The sequence below is a fragment of the Nosocomiicoccus ampullae genome, from assembly GCF_019357495.1.
GTDB classification, from domain to species: Bacteria; Bacillota; Bacilli; order Staphylococcales; family Salinicoccaceae; genus Nosocomiicoccus; species Nosocomiicoccus ampullae.
In genome coordinates this window covers 1,043,592-1,061,734 of sequence record NZ_CP079110.1, presented here as the reverse complement: position 1 = coordinate 1,061,734, position 18,143 = coordinate 1,043,592, and the positions used below count along the sequence as shown (strand labels likewise).

Here is an 18,143-nt window from a genome sequence, read left to right as displayed (position 1 = left end):
GATTTAATGACGATTAGTGTTAGAATTAATAAGCGAAACTTAAAGAAATGAGGTCGGAATTTTGATTACACAAATTAGAAAACGTAGTGGCGAAATTGTGAATTTCGATAAAGATAAGATTTCAATTGCGATGTCTAAGGCCAATAAGGCAACTGGCGAACCGGGTATGGCTGAGATGATTGATGATTTAACAAATCAAGTTGTTGAAATTTTAGAGAAAAGTGAAGATATTATTACTGTTGAGTATATTCAAGACGTTGTAGAAGATGTTTTACTGAAGAGTGATTATAAAGATACAGCAAGAGCATATATTATTTATAGAGATCGTCAAAAGCAAAAGAGAAAGCGCGACATTTTTGAAAGAAGGGCGGAAATGAAGCCGTTTGAATATCCTGATTTATATTCTTATGTGGATGCGATTCGACACTCTTACTGGATTCACACTGAATTTAACTATACATCAGATATTCAGGACTACATGCAAGGTGCCTTACCACACGAGAAAACTGCAGTGACACGTTCGATGCTTGCAATTTCTCAAGTTGAAGTTGCGGTTAAAACGTTCTGGGGTGACCTTTATCACCGTATGCCAAAATATGAAATTGGTGCGGTAGGTGCGAGTTTTAGTGAATCTGAAGTGCGTCACGCGGATGCATATAGTCACTTATTAGAAATTTTAGGGCTGAATGATGAATTTAGTAAAATTAAAGATATTCCTGCGTTAAAACAACGTGTCGATTACTTAACACGTATGGTTCAGTACGCAAGAAGTGAAGATGACAGAGAATATGTATTATCGATGATCTTATTCTCATTATTTACTGAACACGTATCGTTATTCAGTCAGTTCTTAATTATGATGTCATTTAACAAACATAGAAATATGTTTAAAGGACTATCAAACGTTATCGAAGCAACTTCTAAAGAGGAACAAATTCACGGTATGTTTGGTATCGATATTGTGAATACAATTCGTGAAGAACAACCTCAGTGGTTTGATGAGGAAATGGAAGAAGCGATTTATAGAGCATGTAAAGAAGCTTATGAATCTGAAGAAAAAGTAATCGACTGGATTTTAGGTGAAGGTGAACTTGAGTTTATGTCAAGTGATGTTGTAAAAGAGTTTGTTAAACAACGTTTAAACAACTCACTCGTATCAGTCGGTTACGAAAAATTATTTGATGTTGATGAAAAACTTGTTTCTGAGACAACATGGTTTGATGATGAAGTTATCGGTACAAAACTCACTGACTTCCTTCATAAACGTAGTGTAAACTACACGAAATTTAGTCAATCAGTAAGTGGAGATACGATTTTCTCTCCAAATTCTGATTTAGAAAGTAAATCTAAACAAGAAGTTAACCAAACAATTCGACTTAGAATGCTCGACATCAATAACATGAAGTAATGTATTAGGGGGATTTTAATTGGCTAAACAACCATTTTATTGGCTGAATGAAGATTCTCGCGTATTTTTAGAACGCGGGTATTTATCTGAAGGTGAAACACCAGAACAAAGAATTAGAAATATCGCAGACAAAGCAGAAGAGATTTTAAATATAGATGGATTCTCAGACAAATTTTACGACTATATGAGCCGAGGTTTTTACTCATTATCTAGTCCGGTATGGTCTAACTTCGGTAAAAAACGTGCACTATCAATTAGTTGCTTTGGATCATACATTGAAGACAACGTACCATCAATTATGGACACAGCAAGTGAAGTTGCGTTAATGAGTAAATACGGCGGTGGAACAAGTGGATACTTCGGTGCCATTCGCCCAAGAGGTTCGGAAATTACAGATAACGGACATACAAGTGGTTCAGTTCACTTTATGAAATTATTCGAACAAGTGACAGATACAATTAGTCAGGGGTCTGTTCGTCGCGGACGCTTTAGTCCTTATTTACCAATTGAGCACGGTGATATCGATGAGTTTTTAGATATTGGTACAGAAGGTAACCCAATTCAAACGCTCACACACGGTGTATCTGTAACAGATCAGTGGTTAGAAGAAATGATTAAAGGTGACGAAGAAAAACGTGACACTTGGGCAAAATTATTATCTAGACGTGTTCAAATGGGTTATCCGTACATCTTCTTCCATGACAACGCAAATAATGACACAGTAGACGTATACAAAGACAAAGGCTTAACAATTAACAACTCTAACCTCTGTTCAGAAATTATGCTTCCAAATAAAGAAGATTGGTCATTTGTATGTAACTTATCATCAATGAATATTGAACGTTATGATGAGTGGAAAGAAACTGACGCAGTAGAAACAATGATTTACTTCTTAGACGCAGTCATGAGTGAATTTATCTCTGACTTAGAATCTATGAGAGATTCTGAAGATGAAGAACTACGTGCAGCATTTAAACATATGAAACGCGCGTATAAATTCGCAGTCGAAAACCGTGCATTAGGTCTTGGTGTACTCGGTTGGCATTCATATTTACAAGCGAATATGATTCCATTTGAAAGTATTGAAGCGAATAAAATTAACTCACAGATTTTCTCATTCATGAGAAAACGTGCGTACAAAGCAAGTGAAGAGCTTGCTGAAAAATTCGGCGAGCCAGAAATGCTTAAAGGCTACGGTAGACGTAATGCAACATTACTTGCAGTTGCACCAACAACGTCAAGCTCATTCATCTTAGGACAAGTATCTAAATCAATTGAGCCATTCATGTCAAACTACTTCGTTGTAGATACAGCGAAAGTTAAAAAGACGATGATTAACCCATACCTTGAAGAGATATTAAAAGAAAAAGGTAAGCATACTGAAGAGATTATGAAATCCATTCGTGATAACGACGGATCCGTTCAGCACTTAGACTTTTTATCAGCAAAAGAAAAAGAAGTATTTAAAACATTTGGTGAATTAAACCAATATAACGTAATTGAACAAGCATCAACAAGACAACAATTCATCGACCAAGGACAATCATTAAATATCATGGTAAACCCAAGTCATATTACAGCGGAAGAATTAAACGAACTGCACTTATTCGCTTGGGCGAACGGTATTAAATCACTGTACTATCAACACGGTACAAACGCTGCACAACAATTTAACTTAAGTAAAATTTGTATTAACTGTGAAGCGTAATATAATAAAGCACCTCCTAACTTTAGTTAAGAGGTGCGTTTTTTGTATTTAATTAACAAAAATATTTGGGCTTTGTTAGATATCTCGGTTTATTTAACAGAATTATAGGCGTCTGGTAGTTTTTTGTTAAGTATATGATTTTATTTAACATAATCATGATTAGCAGCGAGGTTTTTGTTAAATAACTAGATATATTTAACATATTTTGGATGCGGATCGTAATTATTTGTAAATAAGAGGATAAAAAGCAGGTTATATATTTAAAATTGAGTAAGAAAATAAAAAGAGCCATCGTATACTTTGTAATAATTAGTTATTAAGTAAAAATTACTAGGTAATACGGTGACTCTTTTTAAATTTATTGCACATATAAAGCATTTATACTAAAAGAAAAAAGAAATATTTATGGTGGCAGTTTGGTGGCAAAAAATAAATTTAGAAATATTAATTGCATTATAAAACCTATAAGAAAGCCATTTAGTTACTGATACTTTTAAAAAACGGGTAGAAAGGGATTTGAACCCTTGAAACGGGGTTGCCGTTTACACGCGTTCCAGGCGTGCGCCTTCAGCCACTCGGCCACCTACCCAAAATTAATATTAAATATAAAAATAAGGTTGTTCTTATGAACAACCTTTTTAATGACCCCTACGGGACTCGAACCCGTGTTACCGCCGTGAAAGGGCGGTGTCTTAACCGCTTGACCAAGGGGCCAAAGCTCCGCAGGTAAGATTCGAACTTACGACCGATCGGTTAACAGCCGATAGCTCTACCACTGAGCTACTGCGGAATAATAATGGAGCGGGTGAGGAGAATCGAACTCCCGACATCAGATTGGAAGTCTGAGGTTTTACCACTAAACTACACCCGCAAAGAGAAGGGCGACTGATGGGAATCGAACCCACGAATGCCGGAGCCACAATCCGGTGCGTTAACCACTTCGCCACAATCGCCATAATGGTGGTTCTGGACGGAATCGAACCGCCGACACTCTGATCTTCAGTCAGATGCTCTACCAACTGAGCTACAGAACCTAGTTTATACTATTATATATTTAATGGCGGTCCCGACGGGAATCGAACCCGCGATCTCCTGCGTGACAGGCAGGCATGTTAACCGCTACACCACGGGACCCATTAAAAAATTGCGGGAAGTGGATTTGAACCACTGACCTCCGGGTTATGAGCCCGACGAGCTACCAACTGCTCCATCCCGCGTTAATGTAAATTTTTAACGTCTGAATAATATATTACACAAAAGAATAAATAATTTCAAGAGGTTTTTATCAAATTTTTAAAATAAAATGTATAATCATCTGTTATCTTGTATAATTGTGATTGAGAATTTACTAAGGATGATTTATATGAAGAAAAATTTTAATATGAACGACTTTTATAAACCAGGAAAAGATCCATTTAAAAAGTTTAGAAAAATGGGGTTACCTGGATTATTAATTACTTTTGTAATTTTACTAATTATATACTTTACATATGAAGAGCCTAAAATAGTTGAAAACGGAGTAGACATCAACGATGTCGAAAGTCTTGTAAAGTATGAAGTAACAGTTGACTATCATATAGATGGAGATACGACGCGCTTTTACTTTAATGATGAGAGTTACTCATTTAGATATTTACTGATTGATACACCAGAAATCGGCAGAAAAAATGGTGAGAAAGATGAGCCATTTGCACGTGAAGCATTACATAGAGTAGAGGAATTATTAGATAACGCTGAGCATGTATATGTCATGTTCGATCAATCACCAACCGATAAGTATGATAGATATTTAGTTTATGTTTTTGCAGATGACACTATGGTAAACGAACAACTCGTTAAAGAAGGTTTAGCAGAAGTAAAGTATGTGTATGAGCCGAATACTACTTATGAAAACAAGATGAAACAAGCTGAAAATGAAGCAAAAAATAAAAAGGCGGGTATGTGGAATAATAATTAAGTTGATAAAATTCTAAATATGTCTAAATTATGAACGCTCTAATTGAGAAAAACGAATAAATTTCTCAATTAGAGTTGTTTTATTTTTAAAAGGGTGCTAATATAAAATTATGAAATGAACAAATCGCCCCCCGATTACATTTTCATTTCGAAGTTGTTCGCTAAACTAATAAATTTTTAAGCAATGTAGTCTTTTACATTGCTTTTTTAAATTTTACGTAAACTTTTTTTAAATTAGCATTGCTATTTCTTAAAATGTTGTTATAATAATACATGTTGGTTATTTAAATATTCCGCAGTAGCTCAGTGGTAGAGCTATCGGCTGTTAACCGATCGGTCGTAAGTTCGAATCTTACCTGCGGAGCCATTTTTATTAAGGGCACGTACTCAAGTGGCTGAAGAGGCGCCCCTGCTAAGGGTGTAGGTCGGTTCATTCCGGCGCGAGGGTTCGAATCTCTCCGTGCCCGCTCAAACACGAATATTAATTCGTTCTCTTAGAAAGACAGTTATCTTCATAACTGTCTTATTTTTTTGCCTTTTTTTAAATGCTACAATGTATTTAGTTGAACTAGATTTTTTAGAAAGGGGATATAGTTGTGTTTTATAACTATGAGATAACGAAAGAGTTTCATTTTAGTGCGAGCCATCAACTCGATTACTTGCCTGAGGGTCATCAATGTAAAAGATTACATGGTCATAATTATATTGTTAAAGTGACTTTAGGTTCTGATGAGCTGAATAATGATGGTTTTGTCACTGATTTTGGGTTATTAAAACCGATTAAAGTATTTATAGATGATAATCTCGATCATAGACATCTTAATGATGTGTTTGATTTTAAAACAACATCCGAAAATATCGCTAAATTTTTCTACGATAAAATTAAAAATGAGCTGAATATGGATAACGTTGTAGAAGTCGCAGTTTCAGAAACGCCGAAAACATGGGCAAGATATAGGGAGTTACGCTAATGAGAGAACAAAAGAAAATGCCAATTATGGAAATCTTTGGACCAACTATACAAGGAGAAGGTATGGTCATTGGTCGAAAGACAATGTTTGTACGTACTGGTGGATGCGATTATTCTTGTTCTTGGTGTGATAGTGCATTTACATGGAATGGAGAAGAAAAAGCAAGAGTACTTTCAGCGAAAGAAGTATATGATGAAATAGAAGAAATTGGATACATAGATAATGTAAGAAATTATAATCATGTAACAATTACAGGTGGAAACCCTGCATTAATTAATAAACCAATGAACGATCTTATTGATATGCTACATAATGACGGTGTGAAAGTCGGCTTAGAAACTCAAGGATCTATTTATCAAGATTGGTTTCTAAAAATTGACGATTTAACAATTTCACCAAAGCCACCGTCTTCTAATATGGAAATAAACTTTAATATTTTAGATGATATTATTGATAAATTAAATAAAGGAAACGTAAATTTTTCACTTAAAGTAGTTATATTTAATGAAGAAGATTTTGAATATGCGAAATACGTACATAATAGATATAAAAAATATAATAGAGACTTTTATGTAAGTGTCGGTAATCCAGATCCATATGAAGATGGAAATATAAGTCAAAGACTTTTAAATGATTTAAAGAATTTATGGGATTTAGTATTAAATGATCCAGCAGCGAATGATTTTAAACCATTACCTCAACTTCATGCACTCATTTATGATAATGAAAGAGGTGTGTGATTAAATATCTACTATTATAATTAGAGATACTGTGTCATCATTTACTGTTTTTTACCTTAACAAAATGAAATAATTCGTAGTTCAAGCGATAAAAACAAGGTTTTTATAAATAATTTAAAAAAACTTTATAAAAAATTTATCCAATTGTTACAAAGTGTTACAGCTGTCTGTAAATTATCTAAACCGTGTGCTATTAAGGGTGTAGCGCTTTTATTTTATCTTCTGTTTTTAGTAAAAGAACACGCATGTAATTTTAGTGTAAAAATTTGCCTTGTTTCTTAATATTGTTGTAACCACAGAAATATTAATTCGTGATACATTAGTATGCGTGAAGGAAATGAATCTAAAAAAACTTAGGAGGAATTTCACAGTGAAAAAAACAATGATGACTACAGGTTTAGCATTAGGTATCGGTTTAACAGCATTTTCAGGAGTTAACGCAAACGCTTCTGAAATTGAAGTTGACGAAGCTAAATTAGCTGAACTTGCTATAAATAATCCAGAATCTTTAAATGAAGCACCAATTCAAGAAGGTAATTACGATATTACATTTGATTTAGAAGGGTACACATTTAATTTTGAATCTAACGGATTTGAATGGAAATGGAGCTATGCACCAGTAGGTGAAGCAACTGAAGCAGTAAACAACGTTCAAAATAATGATGTTCAAGTTAACGAAACAGCTAACTACGATAACGTTGAATACAGCGCACCAGTTCAAGAAAATTACCAACCATCAGCTCCAGCACAACCTAAAGCATCTGCACCAGCTTCAAACAACGGTTTAAACTGGTCAGGTCTTGCAGCATGTGAATCAGGCGGAAACGCTAGCGCAGTAGACCCAAGTGGTACTTACCACGGTTTATATCAATTTGATGCACAAACTTGGCAATCAGTTGGTGGAAGCGGAGTAGCTTCACAAGCATCAGCTGCTGAACAAACTAAGCGTGCACAAATGTTATACGAGCAAAGAGGATCATCACCTTGGCCTGTATGTGGTGCAAACCTATAATATAGAAATTGAGCATGTTTCTTAATTGAAACATGCTTTTTTTATTGCCTTAAATCATTAATTTTTAAATTTAAGTTCTTTACACACCATTATTCGTATTCTTTTTGATATTATAATCATAAGAGTGGTGAAATAAATGGGCATAAATTTAGATGTAATTAGTATACTTTCAATTATTTTAGCGATAATTGCAATCACAATCGCAGTTTTAGCAATAAGAAATCGCGGGAAAGATCAAGTGTTATTAACACAACCGTATTTAGAAATCGATAATGTGAGTTCTTCTGATAAAAATAATAAGAGAGTATTACAATTTAGAGTAGTTAATATAAATGCAAACCCTTTTCAATTTGAAGATTTTACAATTGAAGGCTATGACTTTACGACAGATTATGAATATGGAAAACCAGCAGTAGACTCACGTGGAGTTATTGAGCACGATGTTTTATTACTTAACGTATATATTGAAGAGTCAACTGCGTTTAATGGTAGAATATTGATTCGTTATCGTGATTTTAATAACGTCGTACATAAAGCACAATCCGTCAAATTATATATTGAAGGCGGAGAAATTGCACATGACGTCACAGGAACAAAATTCATACTGACAAAACGAGCAGTGATGTTTCAATAAAAACAACTGATACTTTAGGCAGCGCATCAAGACGGATTATAATGATAAAAGTGAGGCAATAACAATCACAACAAATAAACATAACGCTGTTTTAATGTCAGAAAGCGATTATAACTCGATTATGGAAACTTTTATTTACAAAAGATCCTCATAATAATGAACATCTAAAACGTTCAATTATGATAGCTTCATGTAAATATCATTATAAATAACTATTTGTTAGGCAAGATTCTAATTAAAATATAGAATCTTGTCTTTTTTTAATAAAAATTTAGACGTTATAAGTAAGCAAAAATCCTAATATCATAATTATAATTCCACCTAGAATTGAAAAACTAATGATGAGATAAATCTTGCAAATACACAGCGAGGAGTAAATAATAAAGCCTAGATGTGTAGAGAGCTCGCAGATCATGAGAAATGATATGACACTACACCAAAATTGTATATTCAATGGATAATGATGAAGTAGGTAAGAAATTTTTAGAGAGACATTTATTCAATAATACAATTCAATATTATAAGGACAAGGAAATTAAAATTATCGTAAGTTTTATTAGGAGATAATGTAAGAATCGTTTTTAAGTTTTTCTATTTCTTTTCTTTCGTAAACAGCATAAATAGACTTATTAATATCAAGTCTATTTTCTTCAATCAAAACAACAAAAACATCATTTTTATCAAAGTCAATGTTTTCTGCTGTTTTGTATTCTACTTGATATCCTAGTTCATCTACACTTGCCTTAGCTTTTTGTACTTCTAAAAAGATATAAGATGAAACAAGTATTGAGAAAATTAATAGTATTTTTTCATAAGCATTCCCCATTCAATTGATTAATTAAATTGATTTATTATAATAAATTATATCATTTAAAATGAAAAGAGGAATATAAATGTTAACTTATAATGTATTCTTACTTATATACTTTTTCATAATACTTAATCTAATTGGAGTTATAACTTATTTGTATAAAATTAAAAAGAATGGTAAGTCTAGGATTATTCTTATAGGCACATTAACATTAACTATAATATGTATATTATTAAATTTTACCACTGGAGAATTAATGGATGAATATATATTTGAAGATAATACATTGCATTTCTATGCTTCTGTCATAGTTTATTTTCTACAATTAATAGTTTTAATATTATATTTTAAAAAATTTATTTACAGTCATTAAGAAACTACCGATGAAATTAATTTCTTCGGTAGTTTCTTTAATACGTTCAATTTTACTCACTCTTATTTTTCGTGTTTCGATCGAAATTTATTTACTTTGCATACTAGTATCTCTCTACTTTCTATTACAAGTCCAAGCACTAACGTGTGCTAAAGTTTCAGCCAAAAAAAGGAGATATAATTACACTTGATTTTGAACCAAGTGTTGGACGAGGGGTTAAAAAGACGACCTGCATTAGTAGTGAGTAATAGTAAATGTTCAAAACTTACAGGATTACTTGTTATTGTATCAATCATGAGTAAGCTTAATAATAAAATGATTGAATATAGTATATACGAAGAAGTTAAGCATAGTAAAGTAATAGGTTATATTAATCCACTACAAATTCATATGTTTGATTACAAAAAAGAAACGCTAAATGAAGTAATAAAATTAATTAATAATATCATAAATACTAAAGAATTATGAGGAAAACCCTACGATCCTAAATGAATCATAATTTTTTATTTTATAAAGGTATGGAATAGAAAGAGGAAGTAAATAAGCTTTATATATTGTACAATATATTGTACAATTAAAAAGGGAGATGATTAAATGAGTGTAGAAACATATTCAAATGCGAGAAAAAATTTTAGACAATTAATTAATCAAGTCAATGATAATAGTGAGGTAATAACAATCACAACAAATGAACATAACGCTGTTTTAATGTCAGAAAGCGATTATAACTCGATTATGGAAACCTTTTATTTACAAAAAAATCCTTATAATAACGAACATCTGAAACGTTCAATTTCACAGTTTGATAAGGGCGAAACCGTAAAGGTTCAAATAGATGAGTAAACTTCTCATTACGTTTTCAACTGAGGCATTTGAAGATTATAAAGAATGGCAGATACAAGATAAGAAAACCTTAAAAAAAATAAACCAGTTAATTAAAAGTATTGAACGTGAGGGAGTGCTTAGTGGAATAGGTAAACCAGAAAAATTAAAAGGGAATTTAAGTGGATGGTACAGTAGAAGAATTACACAAGAACATAGACTAGTATATAAGATTGATAAAAGATCAATTATGATAGCTTCATGTAAATATCATTATAAATAAATATTTGTTAGGCAAGATTCTAATTAAAATATCGAATCTTGCTTTTTTTAATAAAAATTTAGACGTTATAAGTAAGCAAAAAATCCTAATATCATAATTAAAATTCCATCTGGAATTGAAAAAACTAAAGATGAGATAAATCTTATCAATACACATTTAAATATTAAACGATAGAAAATTTATTAAAAGTATTGAAGCTAGATTTACGTATGTTTTAACACTAATCCAACTATTCTTAAAATAGTTGGATATAAAAGAAGTTATGAAAGAAATACGTAAATATATGGCTAGTATTCAGTTGGCGACACAATCTCCATAAGAATTATTGACAGACGGAAATGGACTAATTGTAAATGACTTAAAACAAATTTTTGAGTTAACACAATATAAATTCTTATTAGGAATGGATCAGTCAACCTTAGCTAAACTTGAAGACGTGTTAGTCGATACAATTAAAGAATCTGAATATGAATTAATACCAAACTTAGAACGTGGTCAAGCGATACTTTCAATTTCTGGAGATTCAATCGTATTTAACGTAATGCCGACACAAGAACGATTAGATCGTTTTGAGAGTGGATTATAAAAAAACTGAATTATTATTCTACTACTAATGCAAGTCCGATTTTATGTATTTTATAAAATCGAACTTTTTATTATATAAAGAATAGAACTAGATCGTTGTAGCACCTTTCCTGCTGGTACTTTTTTAACGTAGGGAATTGGTCACTTAATACAATAAATATATTATTAAATAAATTCAGAATATTAAGAATTGACGAAAATTATATAATTATACTATACTCAAAATAGTATTTACTAATTTTAAGTATATTATAATAAAATAATTACAATGGTTTTAGGAGTATATATGATAATTACAGAAGAACAAAAAATAATAGAAGATAAGTTATTAGGGGTTTTTAAAGACCTAGGTATATATGTTGATGTAAACGATTTTAATGCTGATATTATTGATGTTTCATTACAATTTAGTGGCTGCATTTGACAATAATGGAGTGATATCTTATCCAGCAATGTTACCAACTGTAATTGGGGTTCATTGGAGTACTGATATTATAAGGGTTAGAGACTATATTTATGTAGAGGGATCACCTGTGAATATATTAGCTTACGCTGGCCATCAATACCTGCATTGGAGAAAAAACAATAAAAATGTTTCGGTCTCAAGTTTTACTGCTCCGTATATAACATGCATAATAACAGGATATAAAAATAAGTATAGAACCTTATATGGATTACATGACTATCTTAAAGATAGAGCAATATCGTGCTTAAAATAAGTAGGGCGATTGCTTTTCCGATGAGCTAAGAAATGCATGGAATTATTGGTAATAGTGATTTATTAAACTTTGAGTTAACAGGAGTTTATGATTATCCATTTAGTCCATATATTGGAAAGACGACAAAGGAAACTATATATGGCATAGAGAAGAAAGATTTATTAATAGAATCATATAAAAACATAAACTGGAGTGATAATTTTGATACTCTCATACTGGAGCACACTTATACCTTAGATACTATGTTCAAAATGAATTTTAAAGATTATTTTGAAAAAAAGGCCAAAAAATATAATAAACAAATTTATTATTTAGATAATGTAAAAGTAGAAGAAAATGATAACTCTTTTTCTCCATATTTAAATACAACTAATTTCACACTAAATTCATCTGGAATGCTACATAAAATACTTGTTCCTGTCATAGCAATTGTTGGTACTTCTCCAGAACAAGGAAAATTTAACACTCAATTAGAATTAAGAAGAGAATTTATAAAAATAATTATAATGTAGGACAATTAGGAACAGAGCCAACGAGTTTATTACTTGGAATGGACTATGCATATCCAAATGGGTATGAAAATCATTTGAAAACTAATTTAGAGGAAGATATTTATGCTATCAATAAACTTTTATTTAACCTTAGAGAAAAAGATTTAATTATTATTGGTACTCAATCTCAAACAATTCCATATACCTTTGGAAATCTTGAATTTTATCCACTGAGACAATTAGCTACACTTTTAGCAGCAGAGCCAGATGCAGTTATTTTATGTGTGAATTTAGACGACGATATTACATATATTAAACGAACAATTAATTTTATTGAAAATTATCTAGAGTCGAAAGTACTTGCAATAAATGTATATCCTTTTATAAAGAAAGACTCTTGGAACCTCAATAGAAAAAATGAAAAAATATCATCTGCAAAATTCCAAGGATATATAGACAATATGAATCAATTTCTTGAAATTCCTTTGTTTATTAACGGTCAGCAATCTAAAGATATTTATGAAGAGTGTCTCAAATTTTTTAGTAATTCAACATGATTTTGGAGGGGCTAATATTGGAAAAAATTATTTTAAAAAATATAGGGCGAAAAATAAAAAAAAATCAAATATTTGAAAATATTAATATGGAGATTTGCTTGAAACCACAAAGAATATATGGTTTTGTAGGTCCAAATGGTTCAGGAAAAACTACACTTATGAAATTAATTAGTGGATTATATTTCCAAAATAAAGGTGAAATTCAATGTACATGTACTAAGGAAGCATATGATTTATGGGCAAGATCAAATATATCTTATATACCATCGGATGAGAGAGGTATATTTTATAAAAATACAATTTTTGATAATGCTTTATATTACGGTGTGATTAAAGGAGTACCAGAAAAACGTCTAAAGAAAAACATACAAAAATACGCTCAAGATTTAGATATTATCCCGTTATTAAATAAAAGAGTTGAGGAATTATCAACTGGACAAAAAAAGAAAGCACAATTATTAGCTGCTTTGTCTACAGAAAGAAAACTATTATTATTAGATGAACCATCTTCTGGACTTGATTTAGATGCATTAAAAGACTTAAAAGAAACTCTTTTAAAAATTGTATCATCGGTAGATACAAGTATTATTGTATCCTCCCATGATACTAAATTTTTAAGTGATATGATAGAACACTATTTCTTTTTATTTAACGGAACTATTATTGAAAAAGAATTTAAAGACTATGATTCAAATAAGTTGGAAATTACATATCATAAATTAAAAGGAGAATCTAATTTGTATGGTGACTCTTAAAGCTATTAAATATGAACTATTACTATCTATAAAATCTTCAATACAATATAAGATTGGTTTCATAAGTGACTTTGTCATATTTTTTGCTATATATATTATTGCATTATTTTTTCAAAATGGAGATGCTTTTATTGCAACTTACAATATCGATAAAACACAGGCTCAAATATTTGTTTTAATAGGAGTAATATTTTGGCAATTAAGTATTGTAGCATTGGGGTTTAGTTCATCCTTAATAGAGAGCAATTTTAATACTGGTACGTTAGAATTGCGACTACAAAGTACTGTATCTCCAATAATATTAATGTTTGCAAATGTATTTATTAGTATGATTTTTTCTCTATTAAGTGTGTTTGTAGTCTTAATGTTTGCGTATTTTTACATTGAATTAGATGTTAATACATTAATAAGAATATTATTATCTTTTATAATTGTTATTCCTTCTATAGTTGGAATGTTCGGAATTGGATTAATATTTGGCGGATTAACGTTAATAGAAAAAAGTATTGGCCAGTTTATTATGCTATTTCAAGGTATTCTTTTATTTATATCGAACTCAGTCAATATAATACATTTAAAAGTATTAGATCTAATTCCATTTACACTTGGTGTTGATATTGCCAGAAATTTTATCTTAAATCGTGAAATAAGTATACTAATTTCAGTAGAGTATATATTAATTAATATTTCCTGGCTTATTTTAGGAGTAGTTATATTTAATTTAATTTTAAAAAGACAAAGAAAAACAGGAGTCTTTGATACTTATTAAAATAAGGAATGATTTAATTGAGTATAAAGAAAGAGCATGTTCTAAATATTGTACAAAAGTGATAATAGAGGATATTGTTAAAAACTGGTTAAATACGCAAAATAAAATTGAATATTTCTATACTGATGTTTTAGAAGATAAAATAATAACTCAAATTGAAGATGTTTAATACAAAATTTATTTATAGGTCAGCCTTACAATCCTAAACGGATCATAGGGCTTTTTATTTTAAAAGTGCAGGGAATTTAAGCGGATGATACAGAATAAGAATTACACAAAAACAACTAAATCACTTTGAGGAGTGATACTATGTCCACAGTTACTGTTAGACTAAATAAAGAAAAAAGCAAATTGTTTAATGATTACGCAGAAATTCACGATATGCCACTATCCACTATATTAAAAGAAGCATTAAAAGAGAAATTGGAAGATGAATACGATATGGAACTATTAAAAGAAAAAGTAAAATTTTAATCAGCTGGATAGAAAAAATCTAAAAGATACAGAAAACCCTAGAAAACATGAGAAAAGTTTAAAAGGAAATCTGAATGAATATTGGAGATATCGTATAGGAAAATACAGAATAATAACTAGAATTGATGATGATAAAATTATTATTAATATCATTTCTGTAGGGCATCGTTCAAATATTTATAAAAAAAACATTTAAGGCAAGATTCTAATTAAAATATAGAATCTTGCCTTTTTATTTTATAAGAATTTTCGGTTGTTTTTATTTTTCTTCATCTAATTGAGTAATTCCAATACCTGTATAACCTAATATGATTGCAAATATAAATCCTGTGTAACACAAAATTGCCCACGGTGCATAAGAAAGGGTAGGGACACCAAGTGTAGCTGCCATAAAAACACCGGCACTTGACCAAGGGATAAGTGGAACAATTACTGTTCCAGAATCCTCCAATGTTCTTGATAAGTTTTTTGGTGCGAGCTTTTTCATCTTATATGTATCTTTGTACATTTCACCGGGTACAATAATTGATAAGTAAGAATTACCAGTAACTAAAGCCATAGTCATACAAGATAAAACGGTTGCTAATATTAAATCCCCTGTTCTTTTTACTACTTTTAAAAGTGCTTCAATAATCACTTCTAAAGATCCAGATGTGGTAATAATTCCAGCGAACACAAATGCCGCGAAGGCAATTAAAACAACAGACGTCATCGCTTCCATACCGCCTTGATTTACGAGTCTGAGAACTTCGGGCATAATATCATTTTCTGTAACTTGGATTTTTGTTACCATGTCGACATTAAAACCACTGACTGTTGATAAGAACACATCTTGAATCGTCGATTTTTGAAAAATCATTGCAATAATTCCTGCAGTAATTGAAGATATAATAATCACAGGAAGTGTTGGATATCTTCTAATTGTGCCGTATAAAATAATAATTGGTGGAATGAGTAATAATATATTCCAATTAAACATTTGTTCTAACTCGATTATCATGTTTTGTGCGAGTGGTGATTCAATAGTTTTTGATTCAACATTTAAACCAACAATAAAATATACAATCAAAGATAAAATTGTTGCTGGTATCGTTGTCCATAGCATATGTTTAATATGATCATATAGCTCACTCCCCGCAGCGATAGGTGCTAAAATCGTTGTGTCTGAAAGAGGAGAGAGCTTATCTCCAAAAAATGCACCAGCAACAATTGCGCCTGCAGTTGCTGATATGTTTGCTTCAAGTCCTGTAGCTATACCAATTAATGCTACGCCAACGGTACCGACAGCACCCCATGACGTACCTGTCACGACAGCGATTATTGCCGCAACGACAAATGAAATGACTAAAATATATTTTGGGTTAATCATTTGAACACCGTAGTAAATTAACATTGGAATTGTTCCAGCAATCATCCATGTACCAATTAAAATACCAATTGAAATTAATATTAAAATTGATGGCATTGCAAGTGATATTTTTTCTTGTATACCGTCCATCATTTCTTGCCAAGAATATCCAAGTTTTAAAGTAATTAATGCAGCAAATACTGAAGATAGTATTAATAGTGGTTCTGGTCTAAGTTTTAAGATACCAAAACCAATTGATAAGAAAAGAAGCATTATAATAATTGGTAATACTGCTTCAAACAACGTAGGTTTTCTTTTCATATACGTCACGTACTTTCATTATTTTATTCAAATGTTCCTTTTACAACGACAGCACCATTTGACATCATTTGTCTACCTTTCATAAAGACCTCGTTTAATTTAAAGGTATCTTTATTAATGATTAATAAATCTGCATCATAATCTTTTTCAATTTTTCCTTTTGACTCTAATTCTAATGCTTGACTCGTATTTGTTGTCACAAGTGTTAATGCATCTTCTAAACTTAGAATATTATGTTCAACAACTTTTTGAATCGTTTTAATAATCGTATCTGTCGGAGCAACTTCTAATCCTGTTAGTTTGCCATTCTCGTCAAATGTCGGTAAACTTCCATTCCCGTCAGTGGATAGTGTGAGTTGTGATAACTGTCCATCATTTTCTACATAATATTTTACCCATCCAAAAGCCGTATCGTAGTCACATGTAATATCGATAAATGCACCTTTTTTACCAAGTGCAATCGCATCGTTCATTAATGATTTACTTCTATTAATATGTGTTGCATATATTTTTGAAGCTGGAAGTTCGTATTGATCGATAATTTCATGTAATGGTGATAAGTAATCTTTACCTGGACCAGTATGGAAGTGTGTAACGCCAACTTTTCCTCCAATTAATCCACCAACACGTGAATCTCCAATAATTTTTGCAAGATCTTGAACAGTTGGCTGGCCAGATCTTGAATCTGAAATTGCAATTTCAGCAGTTCCGATGATTTTATCGATTAAAATAATATCGTCTTTAACGTTACCTGTAATCGTTGGAGTTGGGACGTCGTAGTTACCTGTGTACATAAATGTAGACGCACCTTCTTTTTCTAACCCACGTGCTTTAGCGAGTAGGGAAGTAACATGTCTCGTTGTACCGTCAGTACCGAGTAATCCAACGACAGTCGTTAACCCTGATTTAATTAAATCACTTAACTGCACTTCAGGTGTACGCTTTTCAAAACCGCCTTCACCACCGCCGCCAAGTAAGTGAATATGAGGATCAATAAACCCAGGAACAACATAGTTATTTTTAGCGTCAATAATTTTAACTGTAAATAATTGTTGAAGCGGTTGAACATCGATTTCATCTTCAATTTTTAATATTTTATTTTGAGTAAATAAGATATCTTTTTTACCTAAATGCTTCGGTGTAAAAAGGTTAGCATTTTTAATTAATGTAAACATATAAACACTCTTTTCTAAATATTCTTACATTTATTTAACCATATAAATGTAAATAAAAACAGTAGTATTCATTCTATGTTAAGAAATATTATTAATAAAACGAATTTATTATCAGACTTTCAACGACATTGTACATAGGATGAAATCTGCTAAAATTTATATTGAATATAGTGAAAATAGTTTATAAATAAAATTTATTTTATTGCTTCAATTATTTATATTTAAGAGTAG

21 protein-coding genes and 10 tRNA genes are annotated in these 18,143 nt (G+C 31.0%); 20 read left to right on the top strand and 11 right to left on the bottom strand.

Translation table 11 applies throughout. From position 1 onward, the window contains the following. The first annotated feature begins 61 nt into the window (after positions 1-61). Both KPF49_RS05470 and KPF49_RS05465 read left to right on the top strand, forming a co-directional pair. A complete protein-coding gene (locus KPF49_RS05470; protein WP_183672613.1) occupies positions 62-1,408 on the top strand; it encodes a ribonucleotide-diphosphate reductase subunit beta in 1,347 nt (448 codons plus the stop codon). Between the two features lie 19 nt (positions 1,409-1,427). Continuing rightward, the gene (locus tag KPF49_RS05465) at positions 1,428-3,116 is read left to right on the top strand and encodes a ribonucleoside-diphosphate reductase subunit alpha (protein ID WP_183672614.1); all 1,689 of its coding nucleotides are present in this window, start codon (positions 1,428-1,430) and stop codon (positions 3,114-3,116) included. 501 nt (positions 3,117-3,617) lie between these two features. Here KPF49_RS05465 and KPF49_RS05460 read toward each other — a convergent pair. From KPF49_RS05460 to KPF49_RS05425, 8 genes are all read right to left on the bottom strand, one after another. Beyond that, positions 3,618-3,705: transfer RNA gene (locus tag KPF49_RS05460), tRNA-Ser, on the bottom strand. 53 nt (positions 3,706-3,758) lie between these two features. Further along, positions 3,759-3,830, bottom strand: a tRNA-Glu gene (locus KPF49_RS05455). Between the two features lie 4 nt (positions 3,831-3,834). Next, a tRNA-Asn gene (locus KPF49_RS05450) sits at positions 3,835-3,906 on the bottom strand. A gap of 7 nt (positions 3,907-3,913) precedes the next feature. Next, a tRNA-Gly gene (locus KPF49_RS05445) sits at positions 3,914-3,987 on the bottom strand. Positions 3,988-3,996: 9 nt separating this feature from the next. Continuing rightward, positions 3,997-4,069: transfer RNA gene (locus KPF49_RS05440), tRNA-His, on the bottom strand. 5 nt (positions 4,070-4,074) lie between these two features. Then, positions 4,075-4,150 (bottom strand) — tRNA-Phe (locus KPF49_RS05435). Between the two features lie 24 nt (positions 4,151-4,174). Beyond that, positions 4,175-4,250, bottom strand: a tRNA-Asp gene (locus tag KPF49_RS05430). A 10-nt stretch (positions 4,251-4,260) separates the two neighbouring features. After that, positions 4,261-4,333 (bottom strand) — tRNA-Met (locus tag KPF49_RS05425). Between the two features lie 146 nt (positions 4,334-4,479). Between KPF49_RS05425 and KPF49_RS05420 the strand changes: the two genes are divergently transcribed. From KPF49_RS05420 to KPF49_RS05390, 7 genes are all read left to right on the top strand, one after another. Next, entirely contained in the window at positions 4,480-5,073 is a 594-nt protein-coding gene (locus KPF49_RS05420; protein ID WP_183672615.1) for a thermonuclease family protein, read from the top strand. 291 nt (positions 5,074-5,364) lie between these two features. Then, positions 5,365-5,439, top strand: a tRNA-Asn gene (locus tag KPF49_RS05415). Between the two features lie 10 nt (positions 5,440-5,449). Then, positions 5,450-5,539, top strand: a tRNA-Ser gene (locus KPF49_RS05410). A gap of 129 nt (positions 5,540-5,668) precedes the next feature. Then, positions 5,669-6,043, top strand: a complete 375-nt coding sequence (gene queD / locus KPF49_RS05405) for a 6-carboxytetrahydropterin synthase QueD (RefSeq protein WP_183672616.1) — start codon at positions 5,669-5,671, stop codon at positions 6,041-6,043. Further along, a complete protein-coding gene (gene queE / locus KPF49_RS05400) occupies positions 6,043-6,783 on the top strand; it encodes a 7-carboxy-7-deazaguanine synthase QueE (RefSeq protein ID WP_183672617.1) in 741 nt (246 codons plus the stop codon). The genes queD and queE overlap by 1 nt, the downstream gene beginning before the upstream one ends. A gap of 370 nt (positions 6,784-7,153) precedes the next feature. After that, entirely contained in the window at positions 7,154-7,795 is a 642-nt protein-coding gene (locus tag KPF49_RS08125) for a transglycosylase family protein (RefSeq protein WP_276516288.1), read from the top strand. 136 nt (positions 7,796-7,931) lie between these two features. Further along, positions 7,932-8,429 carry a hypothetical protein gene (locus KPF49_RS05390; RefSeq protein WP_183672619.1) on the top strand — a complete coding sequence of 166 codons (498 nt, stop codon included), beginning with the start codon at positions 7,932-7,934 and terminating at the stop codon, positions 8,427-8,429. Between the two features lie 556 nt (positions 8,430-8,985). On the opposite strand, the gene KPF49_RS05385 is transcribed toward KPF49_RS05390, so the two are convergent. Continuing rightward, the gene (locus KPF49_RS05385) at positions 8,986-9,255 is read right to left on the bottom strand and encodes a hypothetical protein (protein ID WP_183672620.1); all 270 of its coding nucleotides are present in this window, start codon (positions 9,253-9,255) and stop codon (positions 8,986-8,988) included. 544 nt (positions 9,256-9,799) lie between these two features. Between KPF49_RS05385 and KPF49_RS05380 the strand changes: the two genes are divergently transcribed. From KPF49_RS05380 to KPF49_RS08070, 11 genes are all read left to right on the top strand, one after another. Then, complete coding sequence (locus tag KPF49_RS05380; RefSeq protein WP_219490070.1) at positions 9,800-10,081, top strand: type II toxin-antitoxin system PemK/MazF family toxin; 282 nt, start codon at positions 9,800-9,802, stop codon at positions 10,079-10,081. A gap of 126 nt (positions 10,082-10,207) precedes the next feature. Beyond that, positions 10,208-10,456, top strand: a complete 249-nt coding sequence (locus KPF49_RS05375) for a type II toxin-antitoxin system Phd/YefM family antitoxin (protein WP_183672622.1) — start codon at positions 10,208-10,210, stop codon at positions 10,454-10,456. Then, positions 10,449-10,718 (top strand): Txe/YoeB family addiction module toxin, encoded by a 270-nt coding sequence (locus KPF49_RS05370; protein WP_183672623.1) that lies wholly within the window; start codon positions 10,449-10,451, stop codon positions 10,716-10,718. Before KPF49_RS05375 ends, KPF49_RS05370 begins: the two co-directional genes overlap by 8 nt. Positions 10,719-11,043: 325 nt before the next feature. Further along, on the top strand, positions 11,044-11,304 hold the full coding sequence (locus KPF49_RS05365; RefSeq protein WP_183672624.1) for a hypothetical protein: 261 nt from the start codon (positions 11,044-11,046) through the stop codon (positions 11,302-11,304). A 285-nt stretch (positions 11,305-11,589) separates the two neighbouring features. Continuing rightward, positions 11,590-11,727 carry a hypothetical protein gene (locus KPF49_RS05360; protein ID WP_183672625.1) on the top strand — a complete coding sequence of 46 codons (138 nt, stop codon included), beginning with the start codon at positions 11,590-11,592 and terminating at the stop codon, positions 11,725-11,727. A gap of 327 nt (positions 11,728-12,054) precedes the next feature. Then, a complete protein-coding gene (locus KPF49_RS05355; protein ID WP_183672626.1) occupies positions 12,055-12,534 on the top strand; it encodes a hypothetical protein in 480 nt (159 codons plus the stop codon). Positions 12,535-12,572: 38 nt separating this feature from the next. Beyond that, positions 12,573-13,070, top strand: coding sequence for a hypothetical protein (locus KPF49_RS05350; protein WP_183672627.1), 498 nt, complete (start codon positions 12,573-12,575; stop codon positions 13,068-13,070). Positions 13,071-13,087: 17 nt separating this feature from the next. Further along, positions 13,088-13,825, top strand: a complete 738-nt coding sequence (locus KPF49_RS05345) for an ATP-binding cassette domain-containing protein (RefSeq protein WP_183672628.1) — start codon at positions 13,088-13,090, stop codon at positions 13,823-13,825. Beyond that, a complete protein-coding gene (locus KPF49_RS05340; RefSeq protein ID WP_183672629.1) occupies positions 13,812-14,594 on the top strand; it encodes an ABC transporter permease in 783 nt (260 codons plus the stop codon). Before KPF49_RS05345 ends, KPF49_RS05340 begins: the two co-directional genes overlap by 14 nt. 309 nt (positions 14,595-14,903) lie before the next feature. Then, positions 14,904-15,068, top strand: coding sequence for a type II toxin-antitoxin system RelB family antitoxin (relB, locus tag KPF49_RS05335; protein WP_183672630.1), 165 nt, complete (start codon positions 14,904-14,906; stop codon positions 15,066-15,068). 4 nt (positions 15,069-15,072) lie between these two features. Next, positions 15,073-15,264: a type II toxin-antitoxin system RelE family toxin gene (locus tag KPF49_RS08070; RefSeq protein ID WP_338045057.1), complete on the top strand. Its 192-nt coding sequence runs from the start codon at positions 15,073-15,075 to the stop codon at positions 15,262-15,264. A 63-nt stretch (positions 15,265-15,327) separates the two neighbouring features. On the opposite strand, the gene nhaC is transcribed toward KPF49_RS08070, so the two are convergent. Together nhaC and iadA are read right to left on the bottom strand one after the other, a co-directional pair. Then, complete coding sequence (nhaC, locus tag KPF49_RS05325) at positions 15,328-16,737, bottom strand: Na+/H+ antiporter NhaC (protein WP_183672631.1); 1,410 nt, start codon at positions 16,735-16,737, stop codon at positions 15,328-15,330. Positions 16,738-16,760: 23 nt separating this feature from the next. Continuing rightward, positions 16,761-17,912 (bottom strand): beta-aspartyl-peptidase, encoded by a 1,152-nt coding sequence (gene iadA, locus KPF49_RS05320; protein WP_183672632.1) that lies wholly within the window; start codon positions 17,910-17,912, stop codon positions 16,761-16,763. Between the last annotated feature and the right edge of the window lie 231 nt (positions 17,913-18,143).

Bases quoted from the DNA above. Each gene is read 5' to 3' on its own strand.
- KPF49_RS05340 (WP_183672629.1), top strand. From the start codon at position 13,812: ATGGTGACTCTTAAAGCTATTAAATATGAACTATTACTATCTATAAAA.
- relB (WP_183672630.1), top strand. From the start codon at position 14,904: ATGTCCACAGTTACTGTTAGACTAAATAAAGAAAAAAGCAAATTGTTT.
- KPF49_RS05375 (WP_183672622.1), top strand. From the start codon at position 10,208: ATGAGTGTAGAAACATATTCAAATGCGAGAAAAAATTTTAGACAATTA.
- iadA (WP_183672632.1), bottom strand. From the start codon at position 17,912: ATGTTTACATTAATTAAAAATGCTAACCTTTTTACACCGAAGCATTTA.
- KPF49_RS05390 (WP_183672619.1), top strand. From the start codon at position 7,932: ATGGGCATAAATTTAGATGTAATTAGTATACTTTCAATTATTTTAGCG.
- KPF49_RS05420 (WP_183672615.1), top strand. From the start codon at position 4,480: ATGAAGAAAAATTTTAATATGAACGACTTTTATAAACCAGGAAAAGAT.
- KPF49_RS05350 (WP_183672627.1), top strand. From the start codon at position 12,573: ATGGACTATGCATATCCAAATGGGTATGAAAATCATTTGAAAACTAAT.
- KPF49_RS05360 (WP_183672625.1), top strand. From the start codon at position 11,590: ATGATAATTACAGAAGAACAAAAAATAATAGAAGATAAGTTATTAGGG.
- KPF49_RS05355 (WP_183672626.1), top strand. From the start codon at position 12,055: ATGCATGGAATTATTGGTAATAGTGATTTATTAAACTTTGAGTTAACA.
- KPF49_RS05385 (WP_183672620.1), bottom strand. From the start codon at position 9,255: ATGGGGAATGCTTATGAAAAAATACTATTAATTTTCTCAATACTTGTT.
- queE (WP_183672617.1), top strand. From the start codon at position 6,043: ATGAGAGAACAAAAGAAAATGCCAATTATGGAAATCTTTGGACCAACT.
- KPF49_RS05370 (WP_183672623.1), top strand. From the start codon at position 10,449: ATGAGTAAACTTCTCATTACGTTTTCAACTGAGGCATTTGAAGATTAT.
- nhaC (WP_183672631.1), bottom strand. From the start codon at position 16,737: ATGAAAAGAAAACCTACGTTGTTTGAAGCAGTATTACCAATTATTATA.